The following is a 17,328-nucleotide window of genomic DNA, read 5'->3' on the forward strand; positions in this document are numbered from 1 at the left end:
TGTTCTAGGTTGAATTAATCAAAACCATTTTCTTACACGTCAAAAGCGAAGCTGACGTAGAGGTAAAAACGGTACAAGAAAGGATAAAAATACCTTTTCATGAATCGTCGAGAAATGCCAAGGGATGTCACAATATTGGGGGCGGGACAAAGTTGTGATAGCTACCGACTGCCCCCCTTCACAAACATAAAAATGGCGCTGCTCTATGTATTTTATATTATTCCATGGGAGCTTTATTATCATTATACTATTCACGGTCGGCGCTGTGAAATGTGCTTGAGTGCGCTTTGAGAGATGTCTCTTTAAAACAAGCCTATAATGATGCAACCAAATGACGTTTTATTTTACGTGAAGGTCGTTCCCCCATTAAGAATAAAAGTACAGACTCACATCAGTACGGGCGGTGCACAAAAGATCTGCCGTAATGCACCTTCAAACCATTGGCTTAAAGCTTGATCATAGATTAAACGCCCTTTTAAATGTGCACAAGCAGGTTGAGCACCTTTTTCGGTCAATTTATGGGCTGAACGTACCAACAAACGCCGCATCATAGCGCGTGTAAATTCAGCATGAAATTGCAAGCCCCATGCATTTTTTCCATAACAGAAAGCTTGCGTAGGATATGTATGCCCTGTTGCCAAAAGCTTTGCCTCTTTTGGTAAATCATAAATACCTTCATCATGAAAATGGTAGACCATTTCCGGCCAATTCATCAATTCCTTTCCTTGTGGGGTCACTTCAAGTGGATACCAGCCCACTTCAACAGTCCCATCACTTCTTGTACCAACACGCGCCCCTAAGTTTCGCGCTAACATTTGTGCTCCCAGACAAATACCCAAAAAAGGTTTATTTTCCTTTAGCGATAATGAAATCCAATCAATTTCCTCACCAATATAGGCTTCGCTGTCATTCACACTCATCGGTCCCCCTAAAATAACAACACCGGCATAATGTTCTAATGTATCAGGGAGTTTTTGTCCAAAAATAGGACGATAAACATCAAGAACAAAACCATTTTGTTGTAAAAATTTTCCCAAACGACCAGTATAAGTAGACCGCCGATGAATAACGACAGCAATCCTTGGTTTGCTATTTTTTTGCTTTTTATCAAGACATCTCTGATTTAAAAACATTTTTTAATCAATCACCTCTGCAACCGAGAAAAACTTCATTTTTAAAGCATAAGAGAATAATTTTATTGGACAAGATTGACGATAAATTTTTTTCTTCTACATTCATTGTTTTTTCTGAGAAAACCCTCAAATTACCGTGTTGATGCAATTTAAAATAAACGAAATTTTTTCCTCGATAAAGACGTGTCCTCTTCTTCTGTTTTAACCCCTGGATCATCAACGTTTAAATGAATTTGGCTAAACGTTTTTGCATCTTGTTCTTTTATATCTTGTTTTTCCACCTGCATATTATGCAAAAAAGAATCGTCTATAGGTGTTGATTTCTCAAGCTTCTTATCTTCAACCCCTTCAGTTTTTTCCACAATGTCCTCTCTATCTTGTTTTTTTGGCACAATATTGACCGCCTCTAATGTAAGAGAAGGTACACGGGGAGGCGCTTTCCATTCAAAGCAACCCAACCGTCCACTGATTGGAGAAACAGCTGACCAAGAAGAAAAAATAGACCCCTCACACATCCATACTGGATCACGTTCAGCACGAAGAGCTAAGGAAAGCCATTGCCGCACAGCACCTTGATTGTTTCCCTGTGCTTCTTCAATATCTGCCAATAATAAATAAACACTTTCCCGTGGATGATACTGCAATGCTTTTTGTGCCTGCTCTCTTGCTAATGTTGTTTCACCAGCATCCAAAGCAGCTTTGGCAATAAGAAAAACCGACTCAAATGCATCTTTATTATAAGAAGCAAGTATCTTAGCCCTTTTTAACCGCCCAACAGCTCCTTCTTCTTTTTCAAGATAAAGGGTTCCCAAATCAGGATGAGGTTCTTTCTGCCAAGCGGTTATAATCATTTTATCCGCTTTACGCGTTTCGTTTAATTTATAGAGAATATCAGCAGCTATAATTGTTATTGGAACAAAATCAGGCGCCAATTTATGAGCTTTCAAAATGGCTTCACGTGCTTGTGCTGGATGTGTATCAAACAGATGAAGAGCCTGCCCACTTAACAGTAAAACCTGTATATGCTGTCGCTCTGGAGTCGCGCGCTCAGAACGCGGAAGAGCTTTTTGTGCTCTTTCAAAAACAGTAAGTGCTCGATCCCATTTACCCTCAGCACCCAACCGATCAAGCACCGCCTGATGCGCCCATACAAGTGCTGGCGATAAAGACAGCGCCTCTTCTGCATATTGTTGCGCTGCCTCATAAGCTTTACTCTTCATCGCTTCACGAAACAAACCGTAAAGTCCAACTATTTTTGTTGAATCTTCCTTTCTCATTTCCTCAAAAAGACTGATGGCGCGAACAGAGTTATTTTGTAAAGACAAAGTTTGCGCTTGTAAGAGTTTCACCAATGGCTCTTGTTTTCCCGCAAGATATTTAGCAACCTGTGTTTCCATTCTTTGCGCAACCATACCATCACCAGCAAAAGCTGCGAGAATTCCCTTCGAGAGAGCTTCATAACCGCGCCTTCGATGACGTTTATAAAAATAATTGGAAAGCGCACTCGGTATGGAAAAAAAGAAAGAGAATAACCACCACAAAAGCACCAGTGCTACAAAAAGCAAAGTAAGCACACTTAATACTGTAAGCAATGAAGCAGAAAATCTGAAATTTAAAAATGTGAGGACAAAAACACCATTGTGATTAGCAACCCACCCGAAAGCTAACCCAAGGATACAAACAACAAAAGTATAAATAAAAACACGTATCATCTGGAGCCTATTTTACTTTGTTGCCTTAAAAGACCCTTGTTGCACAGACAACAACAATTGCTGCAGCAATTGTTGAACAGCAATATGTCTTTCAAGCTGCCGAACAAAACCCTTTGAAACATCTTTTGCGTTTTGAGGTAATGTCTGCCATTCGCTCAAAGCCTTTTCATAATCACCCGCTTGAATGGCAACTTCCATGCGTGCTGTAATAGCCCCAAGCGTCATCCCTTCAACATTTCCAATGGGTCGCGAAACAACAAGCCCTTTTATCCACGCTAAAATTCGATCAAAAAAACCAGCATCTGACGTAACAATATTTTCTGTACCAACAATTGCATCAGCAACACGCGCAAAATCAACTGAAAGTTGTGCTGAACTTGGAAGACCTACAGTAGCTGTCTTTTGCAACAGATCAAGTCCATCAATAGAGGGCGATAATTGCTCTAACAGCTTTAATTCATTATTATAAGATCCACCCCGCTCTACAGCATTTTTTAACGAGCTTATTGCTGTAAAAAGTGCTGTATTTATTTCTTTTTTTTCATTATTTTTAACAATAATTTCTTGCTGTAGTGCTTCCAACTGTTTTTTTAAAGAAGCAAGATCATGTGCATTGCTCTGCCCGATAGACAAAGCCATTTCTATCTCTTTTGACTCTCCAACAAAATTTTGTACAGCCTCTTCAAGAGCTTTTACTTTTTCCTCTAAAATCGCAAAAGCTTTTCTTCTTTCTTTTTGCAAGAGTTCATCGTTTTTGATTGTTTGAAACTGTTGTGATGAAAAAGAAGAAAATGCTGTTTTTAACGCATCGATCTCCTGAAGGACCTGCTCCAATTGTTCTCTTGTTTCTTCACTTGTGTCTTTTGCAGCTTCAGCAATCTGCAAAACTTTTTCCCCTCCAACGGAATTTTTCTCAGAAGAAAATGCTGTTTTTAATGCATCGATCTCCTGAAGGACCTGCTCCAATTGTTCTCTTGTTTCTTCACTTGTGTCTTTTGCAGCTTCAGCAATCTGCAAAACTTTTTCCCCTTCAGCAGAATTTTTCACAAAAGGAGAAGAAAACAAACCCACCCATTGAAGCCCCACAAAAATTCCCAAAGCAATGAGTCCCCCTAAAACCCCTGAAAGGAGCAACAAAAGCCAAGTTGTACGAGAAGTACTTTGATCCTGATTTTGCATATTCTGTTTTTCTTGGATATGAGCTTCTACAGAATTTTGTATTTTTTCCTCTGAATCATGGGAAACAGCTTCATGTTCAATGACTGGCTTCTTACGACGCGTACCAGCATAATGTGATTTAACTTTTGGTTTTGAAGAATCGACCATTTTTGTTACTTTTTGTGCACACTTCTTTTAATGATAAAATAATAAGATGAAAAAAGTTTTAAAAATGAAGCTTTTCTCAAATATCCTTGTTTACTTTACACACTTTTCATAAAGAGTAGAGCTTTATAGAAAATTTCTAAAACGCATTTTCCTCAAGAATATTTACAATGATAAACTTTAATAGACAAGTTTTTAAAAACACATCTGCATTTTATACTCAAAAATACAGCTTCATTTTTTGATCAACAATGCCATAAAATTCAAAAAAGTGCCAAACAAACTCATTTTTTCATAGAAAAATCAATTTTTAAGAGAAATACTTTGCATCTTTTTCTGTTCATGATACGCACGTGGAAAAGAAACTTCAAAATAAGGTTTTGTTTAAAATGCGTCTGTTGGGCATAGAAACAAGTTGTGATGAAACGGCAGCGGCTGTCATTGAATACAACAATGAATCAAACAGCCGAATTCTTTCCAATATTGTTTGGAGTCAAATTGATCATCATGCACCTTACGGCGGTGTTGTTCCTGAAATTGCCGCGCGTGCCCATGTTGAAATTCTTGATCATTTAATTCTGCAAGCCCTCACAGAAGCAAACATAAAATTAAAAGATATTGATGGCATTGCAGCTACCAGTGGACCAGGCTTGATAGGGGGGCTATTGGTAGGTGTTATGAGCGCAAAGGCACTCTCTCTTGCTACTGGAAAACCATTTATTGCCGTAAATCACTTAGAGGGACATGCTTTAACAGCTGTATTAACGCACAATGTCAAATTTCCTTATTTATTACTTTTAGTTTCGGGCGGGCATACACAAACAATCCTTGTTCATGGAGTAGGCAACTATCAGCGTTTAGGAACCACCATTGATGATGCATTAGGAGAAGCCTTTGATAAAACAGCAAAACTTTTAGGTCTTCCTTATCCTGGTGGACCAGCACTTGAAAAAGCAGCTTTATTGGGTGATAAAAATCGCATCCCTCTTCCACGACCTTTAAAAGGTGAAAAACGGTTAGATTTTTCTTTTTCAGGCCTCAAAACGGCTGTTCGACAAGCCGCAACAGCCATAGCGCCTCTTACAGAAAATGATGTTGCTGACATTGCAGCAAGTTTTCAAGCCGCTGTGACTGATACGGTGCGTGATCGCGTTCAATTGGCTCTACAACACTTTACCAACCAATACCCTTTTTCTCATAATCAAGAAAAGCATTCCCCTGCTCTAGTTGTTGCAGGCGGGGTTGCCGCAAACCAAGCACTTCGCTTGACATTGCAAGAGCTTGCTCACCAACATGGTTTCGAATTTATCGCACCTCCTCTTTCCTTGTGTACGGATAATGCAGCCATGATTGCTTTTGCCGGTGCACAAAAGCTCGCACGTGGAGAAACAAGCTCGCTTGATATCGCCCCTCGCTCACGCTGGCCCTTAGATGAAAAAGCCTCCCCCTTAATCGGGACGGGACGCCGTGGAACAAAAGCATAAGAAAATGGCTTTCCCTCACCCTTTTAAAGAACAAAGATTTTCACTCAATCCGGTTTGTAATCTAGATAGTTATTGAATCGATTTTCCACCTGCAAACGCTTTCATCTGCTTCTTATTTTACACGATTCACTTAATCCAAAGCTTGATACGCGAACTTAAATATTCATCGCATATTCTAAAAACACTTCATGTTTCAAAGAAACTGTCTTATATCACCACATTTTACATGACAGTATTTTACGGCATCATAAGACACACCTTACCCCCTACCGCAGCATAATATGAAGCCATTCTTGTACCCTCTTCATCTTTGATCACCCATTTGTTTCAAGACCATTGTTGCCACTTTTTAGAACCAATTTTCTTTTGCTAAACTTTTTCCAACGCAATACTTCCACAGTAAGCGCGTTTTAAACCGTAGCCGAAAAACAGAGAATGCTCGTTCTTTACGCCATTTTAAAAATCATCATTGATGATTTTACCAATATGCTTATAAAAATACATAACAGTCTATGAAAAAGGTGAACGCATGGCTTATTGGCTTTTTAAATCTGAACCCCATAAATGGTCATGGGAGATGCAAAAGAAAAAAGGAGCGGATGGCGAACAATGGGATGGTGTCCGCAATTATCAAGCCCGTAATAATATGCGCGCCATGAAATGTGGTGATAAAGGTTTTTTTTATCACTCAAATAAAGGTTTAGAAATTGTAGGCATTGTAGAAATATGTGCTGAAGCACACCCCGATTCTACAACTTCTGATCCACGCTGGGAATGTGTGGATATCCGCGCACTTTATGACATGCCAACACCTGTTTCATTAAAACAAATTAAAGCCAATCCCAAACTAACCAATATGGTGCTGGTCAATGCCAGCCGCTTATCAGTACAACCCGTAACAGAAGATGAATGGAAAGAAGTGTGTTTGATGGGCAACCTTAAGAAGGAAATGCTTTGATCTTAAAATAATAATTTTTTATTCATTAACTCATATGGAAAAGTACTTTATAGCACTGAAGGACAAGTATAACATATCCCTTACGTTTTCTCATGCTAATGTTTCTTGTTATTTTTTATTCTGCGCCCTGTCTCAATACAACTCTCCCCAAATTGCACCAACACCCTCTTTATGATGCATCTTTTCAGAATACTCAACAATTATAGTGGACAACACCACGAGCACTAAACCGCTCCCTCCACATACAAATGTGATGAAAAAACTAAACGTAGATAAAGAACATGTTTCTTATGAAGAATCTCAAACACCAAGGGTAAGCAACATTGGGAGTAAACTCAAATATATGATGACGCCGGCTTTTTTTCTATAAGTATAAAGATGGCGGCTCTCCATGGCAAAAACACAACCCCAAAGTATAAAAAACGCTTCTAGACCATGTATAAATATTCTGCACACGAAAGATGCATCTTCTTTTTAGCACGAAACCATAGAAATCATAAAAGGTTCATTTTTTAGAGACTCTCTTTTTTAACTTTCCTCTTTTAATTTTTCTTGCATGAAAGCTCATTTTTCATGAAACTACTCTTTATCAATCAGTGCCTTAACATGCCTATAAGGAAAAATATGAAGCACCATACTCTTTTAATCATTGAAGATGATGATCTACGTCCCATTTTGGTAGAACAATTGCAAATGCATCAAGAGTTTGAAATTTTCCAAGCAAAAACAGCTGAAGGGGGAATGAAAGTAATCCAAGAAGAAAATATTGATCTTGTTATTTTGGGACTTGAACTTCCTGATCTGGATGGTCGCAAAATGGTTAAACAATTACGCACCCAAGGATTTCGTGCGCCCATTATCATGATAACAAATGATGATACAGACTGCGAGACCATCTTAGATCTTGAAACAGGGGCCAATGATTATGTGACAAAACCCTTTCGCTTTGCGGTGTTATTAGCGCGAATTCGAGCACAGTTGCGCCAATATGAACAAAATGAAGACACAACCATCCATATTGGCCCCTATACTTTTAAACCAAGACAAAAGCTCCTTCTTGATCCATGCAACAATAAAATCTATCTCACAGAAAAAGAAGCTGCGATTCTCAAATTCCTCTATTATGCTAACGATAAAATTGTCAGCCGTGAAACATTGTTAGAACAAGTTTGGGGTTATAATGAAAACGTTATCACCCATACTTTGGAAACCCATATCTATCGTTTACGACAAAAAATCGAAAATGATCCCTCCAATGCACAAATTCTCATGACCGATCAAAATGGGTATCGTTTAAACCTCTAATTTGATATGGATTGTTTCAAAAATAATTTTAGTATCTTCAGTTGCTTCCTTTGCATTAAGACAACAACGAAATGAAAAAATGCTCACATGTAATTTGGGTGGTAGCATATAAAGTTTTCATCTATCAGCAACTTTTATGACAAAATACAAAAAACTATTCTGAAAATATTCCAACATGAGAGCCCGCAACAGAAATACTTTTCAACCTTACGATACACTTGGCAACTTCTGCTTCATATGCTTTTGCTTTCTATAAAAATTTTAATATTTTTTCATAAAAACAATCGTACTCTCTTTTAGCAACATTTTTTATCATAAGCATCTTCTTTAGCATATTGATATTTATAATTATTTTTTGAAGATACTGCTCTCCCTCACTGCTTTACCTTACATTTATGCACCTACATTGAGAGATAATTTTTATATTTTTTTCCATACCCTTACTTATCTCCTCTTAAAAGACAGGATAATTCATTATAAGTAAGCGAACACCATCACACATTTGAGCTTTTTTTAAAATGTTGTGACAGCCCTATAATCCTTGAGACAGTCCATAAAGCTCATAAGAAGCATGTTCTTTCTTATATAATTTTAACCTACATAGCCCACCCGCTTGTGTACAAACAAATAATTCTTTTTTGATTCGATATGCAGAAAATTTGCAATAAGTAAAAGCCTCATATATTTGTGGTTCTTATGCCAATAGCAAAATGATTAATGATCCTTATAAACCAAAATATTTCTTGTCTGTGGGGATAAAGCAGGAATAAAAACACGTCGCGACTGACGAGGTTGTACGAGTAATCCCTGATAGATACGTTTTTGCGCCTGACACATTAGGAGGCCACCAAAATAGGGAAAAAGATGGCGTGCAAAGGGCTCATAAAAAAATGAGAAAAATCGCGAAACATAACCTGTAGAAGGCATATAATGAACAATTTCTTGTATTGCCCCAGAAACAAAATTTGTTTTTTCAAACAAACGCGTAATTTGTTGCCGAGTATAGGGTTCACCGTAACCAAAGGGCGTAGACGTATTGCGCGCCCAAAAGCCAGAACGATTAGGAACAATGACAATTAAATGACCATTGGGGGCTAAAACACGCCATATTTCATTCAACGTCTCAAATGAATTCTCTGTATATTCTAAGGCATGGACCAATAAAATACAATCAACCGATGCATCAGAAAGCGGTAAATCTTCTTCAAAAACAAGCGCTGTAGCAACTTGCTCAACACAAGGCCAAGATGAAGCACCTTGTCTTGCTGGCATAAAAGCAAAACATTGTTGAGTACGTTCACGCAATGCAGAAAGATAAGGAAGGGTATACCCCAAGCCCATAACCCGTTTATCCGCAAGATCGGGCCACCATAAGTTCAATTGGTCACACAGTGTCTTTTGTACACGTAGTCCAAGTGCAGAAGCATAAAAATCTTTCAGTGTAACGATATCCAACTCAACATACCATGTAGAAATAAATTTCAAAATATTACAATTTTTATCTACTCAACCTATATGGACTTCCACGCTTTCTCCGCAATAGCGAACATTTTAATATTTCACATTTTAAACTTAAATGATCCCCAAAAGCCGTACAATAGATGATTATTGCACTATAAGCGCTTTAATCATTTTCTTTTGAGATGAACGCCATAGAGGTTTCTCATACGTTGTTTCTGACATCAATTAAGAAAAAAGCCAACAATTTGTTAATTAAAATGAAGCAACCTTTCAAGATAGTTTTTGTCTGCTTCTGGAATATGTTCCTTGCCCAAACGTTTGCGAATTTCATCTAAAATTTGCCGCGTACGCATTTGATCACTTTCTTGTGGGAGTGCCTCACCTTTTTGTCCTTCGTCTGTTTTTGGAAAAAGTGGGCGTCCTAACGGATCTTTGGAACCAGAATCAGCGTTTTGATCATTTCCCGTTTCTTTGAGGATTTCACGCATTTTTTTCAAAACACTTTGGGCACCTTGTCGCAAAGATTCCAAAGCATCAGACTGATTTTGTATAGATGCCTGATGATTTCCATGATCAAGAGCATCTCCTGCAGAATTCATTTCTTCTTCTGCTTTTTTCAATGCATCACCTGTTTCAAATCCCTGTTCTGATAATTCTTTTTCTAATGTTGATAATTCAGACTGCAATTCAGTCTGACGTTTTTTCAAAGATTTTTTTTGTTTTTCCGGTACATTTTCCCCACGTTTTTGTTTCATCTCTAACTGATGTGTTTCATTGAGAATTTCTTGCTGACGACGCATTAAATCACCAAGTTTGTCCATCTTTTCTTTCATTTGTGCAGATTGATTGTTTTCTCCTTCATTATGATTGCCTTTTTGCACATGCAAGTGGTCAAGCGTCTGTTCAATTTCCGCCAAGAGCTGTTCTGCTGCTAAAGAAGAGCCTGTTTTAGCCATTTCTTCAATGAGATTCAGCTTTTCTTGTAATGTATTTTCAGAAAGATTAGGACTTTTTGAGCTTTTAGAATTTTTAGAAACTTGACCATCTGGTGTTTTTTCAGCCAAAGCTTGAATATACGCATCCATAGCTTGACGTAAATCTGCCATAAGCCGTTCAATTTCTGCCGCTGGAGCACCATATCGCAGTGCATCGCGTAAAGCAGCTTGTGCTTGTTTTAAATTTTTTTGCGCAGATTCAAGCTGATTGCCTTCAAGACCTAAAGCAATCTGCCATAAATAATCCACCACACCGCGCAAATCCTCTTCTGTTTGAGCCAAAGAAAGCCTTGTCCACGCACTTTGTAGAACGAGAAAATGCGTTGCATTTTGAAGCCCCTTTTCTGGACGCACCAGCAAAGCAGAGAGCATATCCAATACATGCTCTCTCGCAGAAGTATCAAGAGCAATTAAACGACGCAATTCACTGACGGCACGCGCAACAGGATTTGAGAAAACACGCTGTGGTAATATCATAACAAAAGTTTTGCTATGCCCTTTTTGCCCTGCACCATCTTCTGCCACCAAAGTAATTTTGACTTGTGAACCCGCCCATGGATGCGCTGAGACATCGTGCACTGTCCGCATTTTACCTTTTCCACTCCGTGGAAGAAGAAGCTTTATTTCTGGTGCATGATAAAGAGAAGAAGCACTTTTATTCTGAAAAAGAGGCTCTATTTTAACAAAAGCCTTTGTCACACCATAATCATCATCCAACACATACCGCAACTCTAACGACCCCGTTAAAATCCGCCCTGGTTTTTCCAGCCAATCAATTGTTGGTTGCTTATCCTTCATCACCTGTAAATGCCACTGCTGTTTTTTACGACGTGATGAGATAAACAAATTCATTGAATGCTCTAAATGGGTTTCAAAATGAACAATTGGTTCATTGAAAGCTGTTTGTTCCGTTTTCTCTGAAAACAAAACTTTCTGCCCATCTTCTACAGTTTTTGCTTTGACTGTAACACCAGCCCCATTAACAACACGCACAACCACATCACTCCCTTCAGGAATTTCCAGTTGTGTCTTTTCATCTTTTGTCAAATAAATCGGTGCCACACCAGTATAGGCAGGTGGTGTTACCCAAGCATCAATCCGTATGAATTTTTCATCAACAACAGGACGAAAATCAAAAGCATCAGCCAAGCGCCCCCCACGTGAACCAAAAGAAAAACTAAAGGCACACACAAAAAGGAGAACACACAAAGCCCTCAAAGCCAAAGGATCATAAGCCGCACTATTAAGAGAGATAAATCCAGTTTTTAAATGGTATAATTGTCCCGCCATTCGGCGTTGATGCTCACGCCAAATAACACCACCAAAATCTTCTTCATTTTCAGAACATACATGATCTGTCTGAATATTCAAAGGCTGGTGTTTAAGATCATTAACCCGTTCAAGACGATGATCCACTTCCCGCATGGTGGGAAACCGAAAACCAATAAGAAAAAATAAACTCGCTCCAGCACAAACAAGCAGCACCCCAAGTAAGAGCCAATGGAACCAATAGCCTAAAACGCCAAAAATCCCCAACCAGCTAAGCGAACAAAAGAGACTAAGAACAAGGAGAAATGGCAACAACCGTATCCATACCCGTTCAAATAAAAGGATCCCCCACATCAAAATGCGTACACACAAAAGCTTTATTGCAAAGCTCTTGATGTTTTTATTTTTCATAAACAAGCATTTTTCCCCTTTTACCGTGATGTATTAAGATCATATAAGACAATTTCCAGAAAATAAATTGTTTCATCAAAGTTTAGTAAAAATAAGACCAGAAACATTTAAGAATGCTCAATCCAATCAGGAATACGATCACATCCCATCAATTGCGCATAATCAAGGCGTGGACGAATAACCGCATAACGCGTATCTTGCACGAGAACTTCAGGGATCAAAAGTCGACTATTATAAGTACTTGCCATCACAGCACCATAAGCCCCAGCCTGCGTAATTGCCACAAGATCACCGGGTGCCAAAATCGGTAAACAGCGATCTAATGCTAAATAATCACCAGTCTCACAAACGGAGCCCACAATATCTGCACGAATAAGAGGAGCACCTTTTGCTGCTTGTTTCACAAGGACGACATTCTGCCAAGCATCATAAAGCGTTGGTCGCATCAGATCATTCATCGCTGCATCCACAATAACAAAATTGCGTCCTTGTCCCTTTTTTAAATAGAGAACAGAGGTTACCAACACACCAGCCTGACCTACAATACTGCGTCCCGGCTCCACCACAATATTAATCCCTAAAGGAGCAATATGCTTCTTTACCAGCTCGGCATAATTAAAAGGAGAGGGTACAGTATGTTGTTCACAACCATAGGCAATACCAAGCCCACCACCAATATCGATATGCGTTATTGCATAACCATCACTCCACAATTGACGCACACAATTTGCAATAAGAAGGAATGCCTCCTCAAATGGCTTTAAATCACAAATCTGACTGCCAATATGCATATCAATACCGCAAATCTGCAATCCAGGTAAAGAGGCAGCTTTTTTGTAAGCTTCTCTTGCCAACACCAATGGAATACCAAACTTATTTTCAGATTTTCCTGTTGTAATTTTCTTATGAGTCTTTGCGTCAACATCTGGATTAATGCGCAATGAAACACGTGCTGTCTTTGACAAAGCAACAGCACGTTGCGACAATTGTTCAAGTTCCGGTTCTGATTCAACATTAAAACAATAAATATTCTGAGAAAGAGCAAAATCTATTTCTCTCACGGTTTTACCAACCCCAGAATAAACAATACGATGTGCCGGAATACCAACAGCAAGGGCGCGCCGTAATTCACCTTCTGAGACCACATCAGCGCCCGCCCCATTTGCCGCTAAAAGCCGTAAAATTGCTTGATTAGAATTGGCTTTAACCGCATAAGCAATCAAACTGGGCATCCCTTGAAATGCCTTTTGATAGTCCTTAAAACGTGTGATCAATGCATTAGCCGAATAACAATAAAAAGGCGTCTCCACCTCTTGGGCAAGAGCAGCAAGCGAACACCCTTCAGCATAAAGCCTACCTTGATGGTAGGGGAAAAAATTCATATTCTCCTCCTACTTTATCAAACGATCAAGAATAAAAGGTTGATCATCTTCACTTTTAGCAGCAGATGGCCCCTTCACAGACTTTTCCACACTGGCAGGAGGCATCTCTAATGACCCTTTACGCCCACACCCAGCGACAACGACACCCAAGCCCCCCAAAAGGACAATCACCAACCCCTTTACTATAATTTTCATCTACCCTCTTTCTTCATCTCGATCTCTTTTTACCTTTAAAGCACAATCATTCAAGTGTTCACAAGACGCTTTTTTCAATAGGCAATTTGCCAAAGAACTTTTGAAGATGCCGCCCCCAAAAGCTTTTACGATTTTCAACAGACTTTTCAATGGTCACAACATCAAAAAGCGTCGCATTGATAATTCATCTAATGATAAATCCTGAAGGCGATACTGTTTTTTTTACCAATGCTAGAACACACTCTCCCATATGATGTGCCTTATGAAAAGGAATCCCTAATTCCCAAACAAGACAATCAGCAAAATCTGTAGTTGTTACATACCCTAAATTCACTGCTTATTTCATGGCTTTCTTATTCACTTCCAAATCAGCGATCATCCCTTTCATCGCTGTCAATGATAAGTCCAAACTCAAAGCCCCATTAAACACATATTCTTTATCTTCTTGCATATCCTTTAAATAAGCAAACGGTAATCCTTTTATCACCGTTAACAATCCCATAAGCGCACCATTCAATCAACCTGTTTTTGCCCTTACCAGCTTTGCTGCAACAAGTTTACTCTTTTTTGGCATCATCGATGAACACGGTGAAAAAATATCTGACAAACGAATAAAACAAAACTGTTCACTTAACCAAAGAATAATTTTTTCTGCTAAACGCGAAAGATGTATTGCACAATGAACACCAGCATTTAAAAGTTTCGATATAAAGCTACGGTCAAAAACACGATCCTGCCAAAACCACAGCCCCCAAAGTCGATTCATTCATTCGTTCAAAAGCATCAGTCATCCACGATAAATCGCAACCAAACATTTCCACATATGCCATCCTCTAATGACCCCGTATTACGAGTTGAACCAATTATAAATACGTAAAGCTTGGCATAAAGGTTTTAACATGTTTTTCTGCAAGAGTGAGCAATTGCTTTATAAATGCCTTTAGGGCTTGTGCTATTTTCTGCACTGCTTCATGCACACACAATCAAAAATCAACAACCATTTGATCATTGCATAAAAGTGCCATATGCAAACGCCCAGCACCACGACCAATCAACACGCTTAATCACGCTTTAATATTCATATGAGATATCTTCAAGTGTTCGTGAAAAAACAAATGTACCTTCTTTAATTTCTTTGAAAATAATTTCTAAACTATAAGAAATTTTTTCACAACCAGACTGTAAAATAATTTTTGTTTGCGCTAATATCGCAGCAAGAGAGAGCGAACCTTTAATATATTGCCGATAGAGTTTTTGATCGATATCAATTAAGGTGTTAATTTCTTCCATAACTACAGCAAGTTTTACGATAAGCCACCACACATACATTTGGTTCTTTACCTTCTCATCGATCATATTAAAAAAACACCCATAAAAAGGATAAAATCATGATTCCTCAAAGTGTTAATAGCCAAAAGAAGAAAAACAAAAAGAAGATAATCTTTATCGCATCTTTTTTTATTATTTTGGTTGGTGTCAGTTTATACGCAATAAAAAATTATCATGACAAGGCGGTCTATTTTTTTGCCAATACTCTTTCAAAAGAAAAGACCGAAAAAAGACAAGACAAAAGAATGATGACAATCCAAAAAGCCGCCACAGGCTTTTTTGCTCACATGCGATTTATGGATACACCCTTAGATATGAATACCTTCTCTTTTAAGGATATTCAAGGAAAAGACCACACATTCGCTGAATTTAACGGAAAACTGTTACTCATCAATCTATGGGCTATCTGGTGCGTACCCTGTCGTACAGAAATGCCGGAACTTGCGCAATTAAAACGCGAATTGGGTGGAGAAAACTTTGATGTCATAGCGATTAATATCGATAAAGCCGCTTCTGTAGAAAAAATTCAGCAATTTTTACAAGATATTCATGCTGATAATTTAGTCTACTATCGCGATGAAACCATGAGTATCTTCAATGACATGAGAAAACAAGGTCTTGCTTTAGGACTGCCCATCACATTTGTCATTGATAAAAAGGGTTATCTCATTGCTTCCTATAATGGGGCAGCGCCATGGGCCAATGATGAAGCCAAAGCACTTATCAAAGCTTTCATAAAAGAAGCACAATAATCTAATAACCGCGTCTTTTTAAACGTTGGATTGTCAAATCCAATGCTGACAAAAAAGCAGAACGATCTTTACCACAAAAAGGACGTGGTCCTCCTGTGATATGCCCCTGCTCTCGTAAATTTTCCATCAAATTGCGCATGACTAAAGCTTGACCGATTGAATTGGCATCAAAAATACGCCCCGTTGGCGAAAGACAAAGCCCCCCAGACCTTACAACCCTTGCAGCTAAAAGGATATCACTGGTAATAACGATACTCGCCTCATGCACATGATCGACAATCCAATCATCAGCCCTATCAAGCCCATCAGAAACAATGATTCTTTCAATGAGTTCTTCTTGGGGAAGAGAAAGAAAACGGTTTGCGACAATAAATGTTTTAAGCTGATAACGATTCATAACACGATAAATTTCAGCTTTTACAGGACAAGCATCCGCATCAACCAATAAAGTAATGGCTGGTCTTATTTCTTTCCCCATCTTTTGGCTTTCATAGGATCTACAATTTTTTCATTCATCGAGGCGATTGCCAATAATTGCGATAAAACATGATTGCAGCGTTTATTTCACCCCCCAAAATAAAAATTGCACTTAATATATAAAGAAAGATAATGGCAACCATAATAGATGCTAACCCCGCATAGGTTGAAATATAATCAAACATCGTTAAATATTGCGCAAAAGCAAGAGAAGCCATAAACCATACAAACATTGTCACCACGATTCCTGGTAAAATATCTATGAATTTCCGCTGCCCTGCTGGAAGCCATTTATGAACAATTAAAAGACTCATAAACAAAATAACGACAGCAATTGTATAACGCCATAAACGAATGATCCCAATATATTCAGTCATAAAAAAAGAATGATTTTGCATAATTTTGATCAACAAAGGCGCTAAAATCAATAAAAAGCTCATCACAACAAGACCAAAAGCGCCAAGAATCACAAAAAACAAACTTTGAAAACGACAAAATAACAAACTCCGTTGATCCGTCACACGGTAAGCTTTATTCAAAGCCGTACGCAAAGCCTCTATTCCATTAGAAGCAAAATAAGCCGCTCCAATAACAGAAAGCGTCAACACACCTCCTTGATGAAGGGTTAAAACATTGACAATTTCCTGAGATAAAGGCTCGGCAATGACATCAGGCAATAACTGTACCAACGCTTTAATTTTTTGCGGTGTATAAGTAAAAGCCCCGAGAAAACGAGCAAAAGATGTTCCAAAAATAAAAAAAGGGAAAAATGCTAAAAGACCCGACAGCGCAACATGGCTTGCAAAAGCACTCCCATTATCACGCCAATAATGACTTATTGCGTCACCAAAAACACGATAGCTATACCAAAAGATATTTCTTAACAAATCTCAATACTTTCTGGTAATATCCTTTTTTCAGTTATCTCATGCTTTATAAAAACCATCAAGACTTTAAAAACAAACATTTTTTAGTATAAAGGGCAATAATCTATGTGGTCAAGCCTCACCCTATCCAAAAACTGAGAAGCCAACAAATTTTACCAATTCAATGTCTTCTGTTTAGGGCGTTTTATTTTACACAAGAGTCACCCTTCATTACAGGCGGATACCCCTCATTGTTGTCCAAAGGACTAAGTACAG

Annotated in this window: 13 protein-coding genes and 1 pseudogene; 4 read left to right on the forward strand and 10 right to left on the reverse strand. The window is 38.4% G+C overall.

What is annotated here, in order from left to right:
• Nucleotides 1–386: 386 nt before the first annotated feature.
• From T429_RS0102565 to T429_RS0102575, 3 genes are all read right to left on the reverse strand, one after another.
• Nucleotides 387–1,133, reverse strand: coding sequence for a glutamine amidotransferase (locus T429_RS0102565; RefSeq protein ID WP_005774254.1), 747 nt, complete (start codon nt 1,131–1,133; stop codon nt 387–389).
• Between the two features lie 149 nt (nt 1,134–1,282).
• Nucleotides 1,283–2,845 (reverse strand): heme biosynthesis protein HemY, encoded by a 1,563-nt coding sequence (locus tag T429_RS0102570; protein ID WP_005774255.1) that lies wholly within the window; start codon nt 2,843–2,845, stop codon nt 1,283–1,285.
• A gap of 12 nt (nt 2,846–2,857) precedes the next feature.
• Nucleotides 2,858–4,171, reverse strand: coding sequence for a COG4223 family protein (locus T429_RS0102575; RefSeq protein ID WP_005774257.1), 1,314 nt, complete (start codon nt 4,169–4,171; stop codon nt 2,858–2,860).
• 386 nt (nt 4,172–4,557) lie between these two features.
• Here T429_RS0102575 and tsaD point away from each other — a divergent pair, with 386 nt between their 5' ends.
• From tsaD to T429_RS0102590, 3 genes are all read left to right on the forward strand, one after another.
• Nucleotides 4,558–5,652, forward strand: a complete 1,095-nt coding sequence (gene tsaD, locus T429_RS0102580; protein WP_005774258.1) for a tRNA (adenosine(37)-N6)-threonylcarbamoyltransferase complex transferase subunit TsaD — start codon at nt 4,558–4,560, stop codon at nt 5,650–5,652.
• A gap of 529 nt (nt 5,653–6,181) precedes the next feature.
• A complete protein-coding gene (locus T429_RS0102585; RefSeq protein ID WP_005774259.1) occupies nt 6,182–6,610 on the forward strand; it encodes an EVE domain-containing protein in 429 nt (142 codons plus the stop codon).
• 624 nt (nt 6,611–7,234) lie between these two features.
• Nucleotides 7,235–7,915 carry a response regulator transcription factor gene (locus T429_RS0102590; RefSeq protein ID WP_005774260.1) on the forward strand — a complete coding sequence of 227 codons (681 nt, stop codon included), beginning with the start codon at nt 7,235–7,237 and terminating at the stop codon, nt 7,913–7,915.
• Nucleotides 7,916–8,629: 714 nt separating this feature from the next.
• On the opposite strand, the gene T429_RS0102600 is transcribed toward T429_RS0102590, so the two are convergent.
• The 5 genes and pseudogenes from T429_RS0102600 to T429_RS10765 form a co-directional block, all read right to left on the reverse strand.
• On the reverse strand, nt 8,630–9,400 hold the full coding sequence (locus T429_RS0102600; protein WP_005774261.1) for a class I SAM-dependent methyltransferase: 771 nt from the start codon (nt 9,398–9,400) through the stop codon (nt 8,630–8,632).
• Between the two features lie 224 nt (nt 9,401–9,624).
• The gene (locus T429_RS0102605) at nt 9,625–12,051 is read right to left on the reverse strand and encodes a TIGR02302 family protein (RefSeq protein WP_005774262.1); all 2,427 of its coding nucleotides are present in this window, start codon (nt 12,049–12,051) and stop codon (nt 9,625–9,627) included.
• A gap of 107 nt (nt 12,052–12,158) precedes the next feature.
• Nucleotides 12,159–13,433, reverse strand: a complete 1,275-nt coding sequence (gene lysA, locus T429_RS0102610) for a diaminopimelate decarboxylase (RefSeq protein ID WP_005774263.1) — start codon at nt 13,431–13,433, stop codon at nt 12,159–12,161.
• A 9-nt stretch (nt 13,434–13,442) separates the two neighbouring features.
• Nucleotides 13,443–13,628 carry an LPS translocon maturation chaperone LptM gene (gene lptM / locus T429_RS0102615; RefSeq protein WP_005774264.1) on the reverse strand — a complete coding sequence of 62 codons (186 nt, stop codon included), beginning with the start codon at nt 13,626–13,628 and terminating at the stop codon, nt 13,443–13,445.
• A 74-nt stretch (nt 13,629–13,702) separates the two neighbouring features.
• Nucleotides 13,703–14,984: pseudogene (locus T429_RS10765) on the reverse strand (lyase family protein).
• 32 nt (nt 14,985–15,016) lie between these two features.
• Here T429_RS10765 and T429_RS0102645 point away from each other — a divergent pair.
• Complete coding sequence (locus tag T429_RS0102645; RefSeq protein WP_005774269.1) at nt 15,017–15,709, forward strand: TlpA family protein disulfide reductase; 693 nt, start codon at nt 15,017–15,019, stop codon at nt 15,707–15,709.
• 1 nt (nt 15,710) lies between these two features.
• On the opposite strand, the gene T429_RS0102650 is transcribed toward T429_RS0102645, so the two are convergent.
• On the reverse strand, nt 15,711–16,187 hold the full coding sequence (locus T429_RS0102650) for a YaiI/YqxD family protein (protein ID WP_005774270.1): 477 nt from the start codon (nt 16,185–16,187) through the stop codon (nt 15,711–15,713).
• Between the two features lie 34 nt (nt 16,188–16,221).
• On the reverse strand, nt 16,222–17,073 hold the full coding sequence (locus T429_RS0102655; protein WP_005774271.1) for a YihY/virulence factor BrkB family protein: 852 nt from the start codon (nt 17,071–17,073) through the stop codon (nt 16,222–16,224).
• Nucleotides 17,074–17,328: the final 255 nt, after the last annotated feature.

It is taken from the genome of Bartonella elizabethae F9251 = ATCC 49927 (assembly GCF_000518165.1).
Classification (GTDB): Bacteria; Pseudomonadota; Alphaproteobacteria; order Rhizobiales; family Rhizobiaceae; genus Bartonella; species Bartonella elizabethae.

What these genes read in the sequence shown, in the direction of transcription:
- T429_RS0102565 (WP_005774254.1), bottom strand. Translation starts at nt 1,133, where the DNA reads ATGTTTTTAAATCAGAGATGTCTTGATAAAAAGCAAAAAAATAGCAAA.
- T429_RS0102570 (WP_005774255.1), bottom strand. Translation starts at nt 2,845, where the DNA reads ATGATACGTGTTTTTATTTATACTTTTGTTGTTTGTATCCTTGGGTTA.
- T429_RS0102575 (WP_005774257.1), bottom strand. Translation starts at nt 4,171, where the DNA reads ATGGTCGATTCTTCAAAACCAAAAGTTAAATCACATTATGCTGGTACG.
- tsaD (WP_005774258.1), top strand. Translation starts at nt 4,558, where the DNA reads ATGCGTCTGTTGGGCATAGAAACAAGTTGTGATGAAACGGCAGCGGCT.
- T429_RS0102585 (WP_005774259.1), top strand. Translation starts at nt 6,182, where the DNA reads ATGGCTTATTGGCTTTTTAAATCTGAACCCCATAAATGGTCATGGGAG.
- T429_RS0102590 (WP_005774260.1), top strand. Translation starts at nt 7,235, where the DNA reads ATGAAGCACCATACTCTTTTAATCATTGAAGATGATGATCTACGTCCC.
- T429_RS0102605 (WP_005774262.1), bottom strand. Translation starts at nt 12,051, where the DNA reads ATGAAAAATAAAAACATCAAGAGCTTTGCAATAAAGCTTTTGTGTGTA.
- lysA (WP_005774263.1), bottom strand. Translation starts at nt 13,433, where the DNA reads ATGAATTTTTTCCCCTACCATCAAGGTAGGCTTTATGCTGAAGGGTGT.
- lptM (WP_005774264.1), bottom strand. Translation starts at nt 13,628, where the DNA reads ATGAAAATTATAGTAAAGGGGTTGGTGATTGTCCTTTTGGGGGGCTTG.
- T429_RS0102645 (WP_005774269.1), top strand. Translation starts at nt 15,017, where the DNA reads ATGATTCCTCAAAGTGTTAATAGCCAAAAGAAGAAAAACAAAAAGAAG.
- T429_RS0102650 (WP_005774270.1), bottom strand. Translation starts at nt 16,187, where the DNA reads ATGGGGAAAGAAATAAGACCAGCCATTACTTTATTGGTTGATGCGGAT.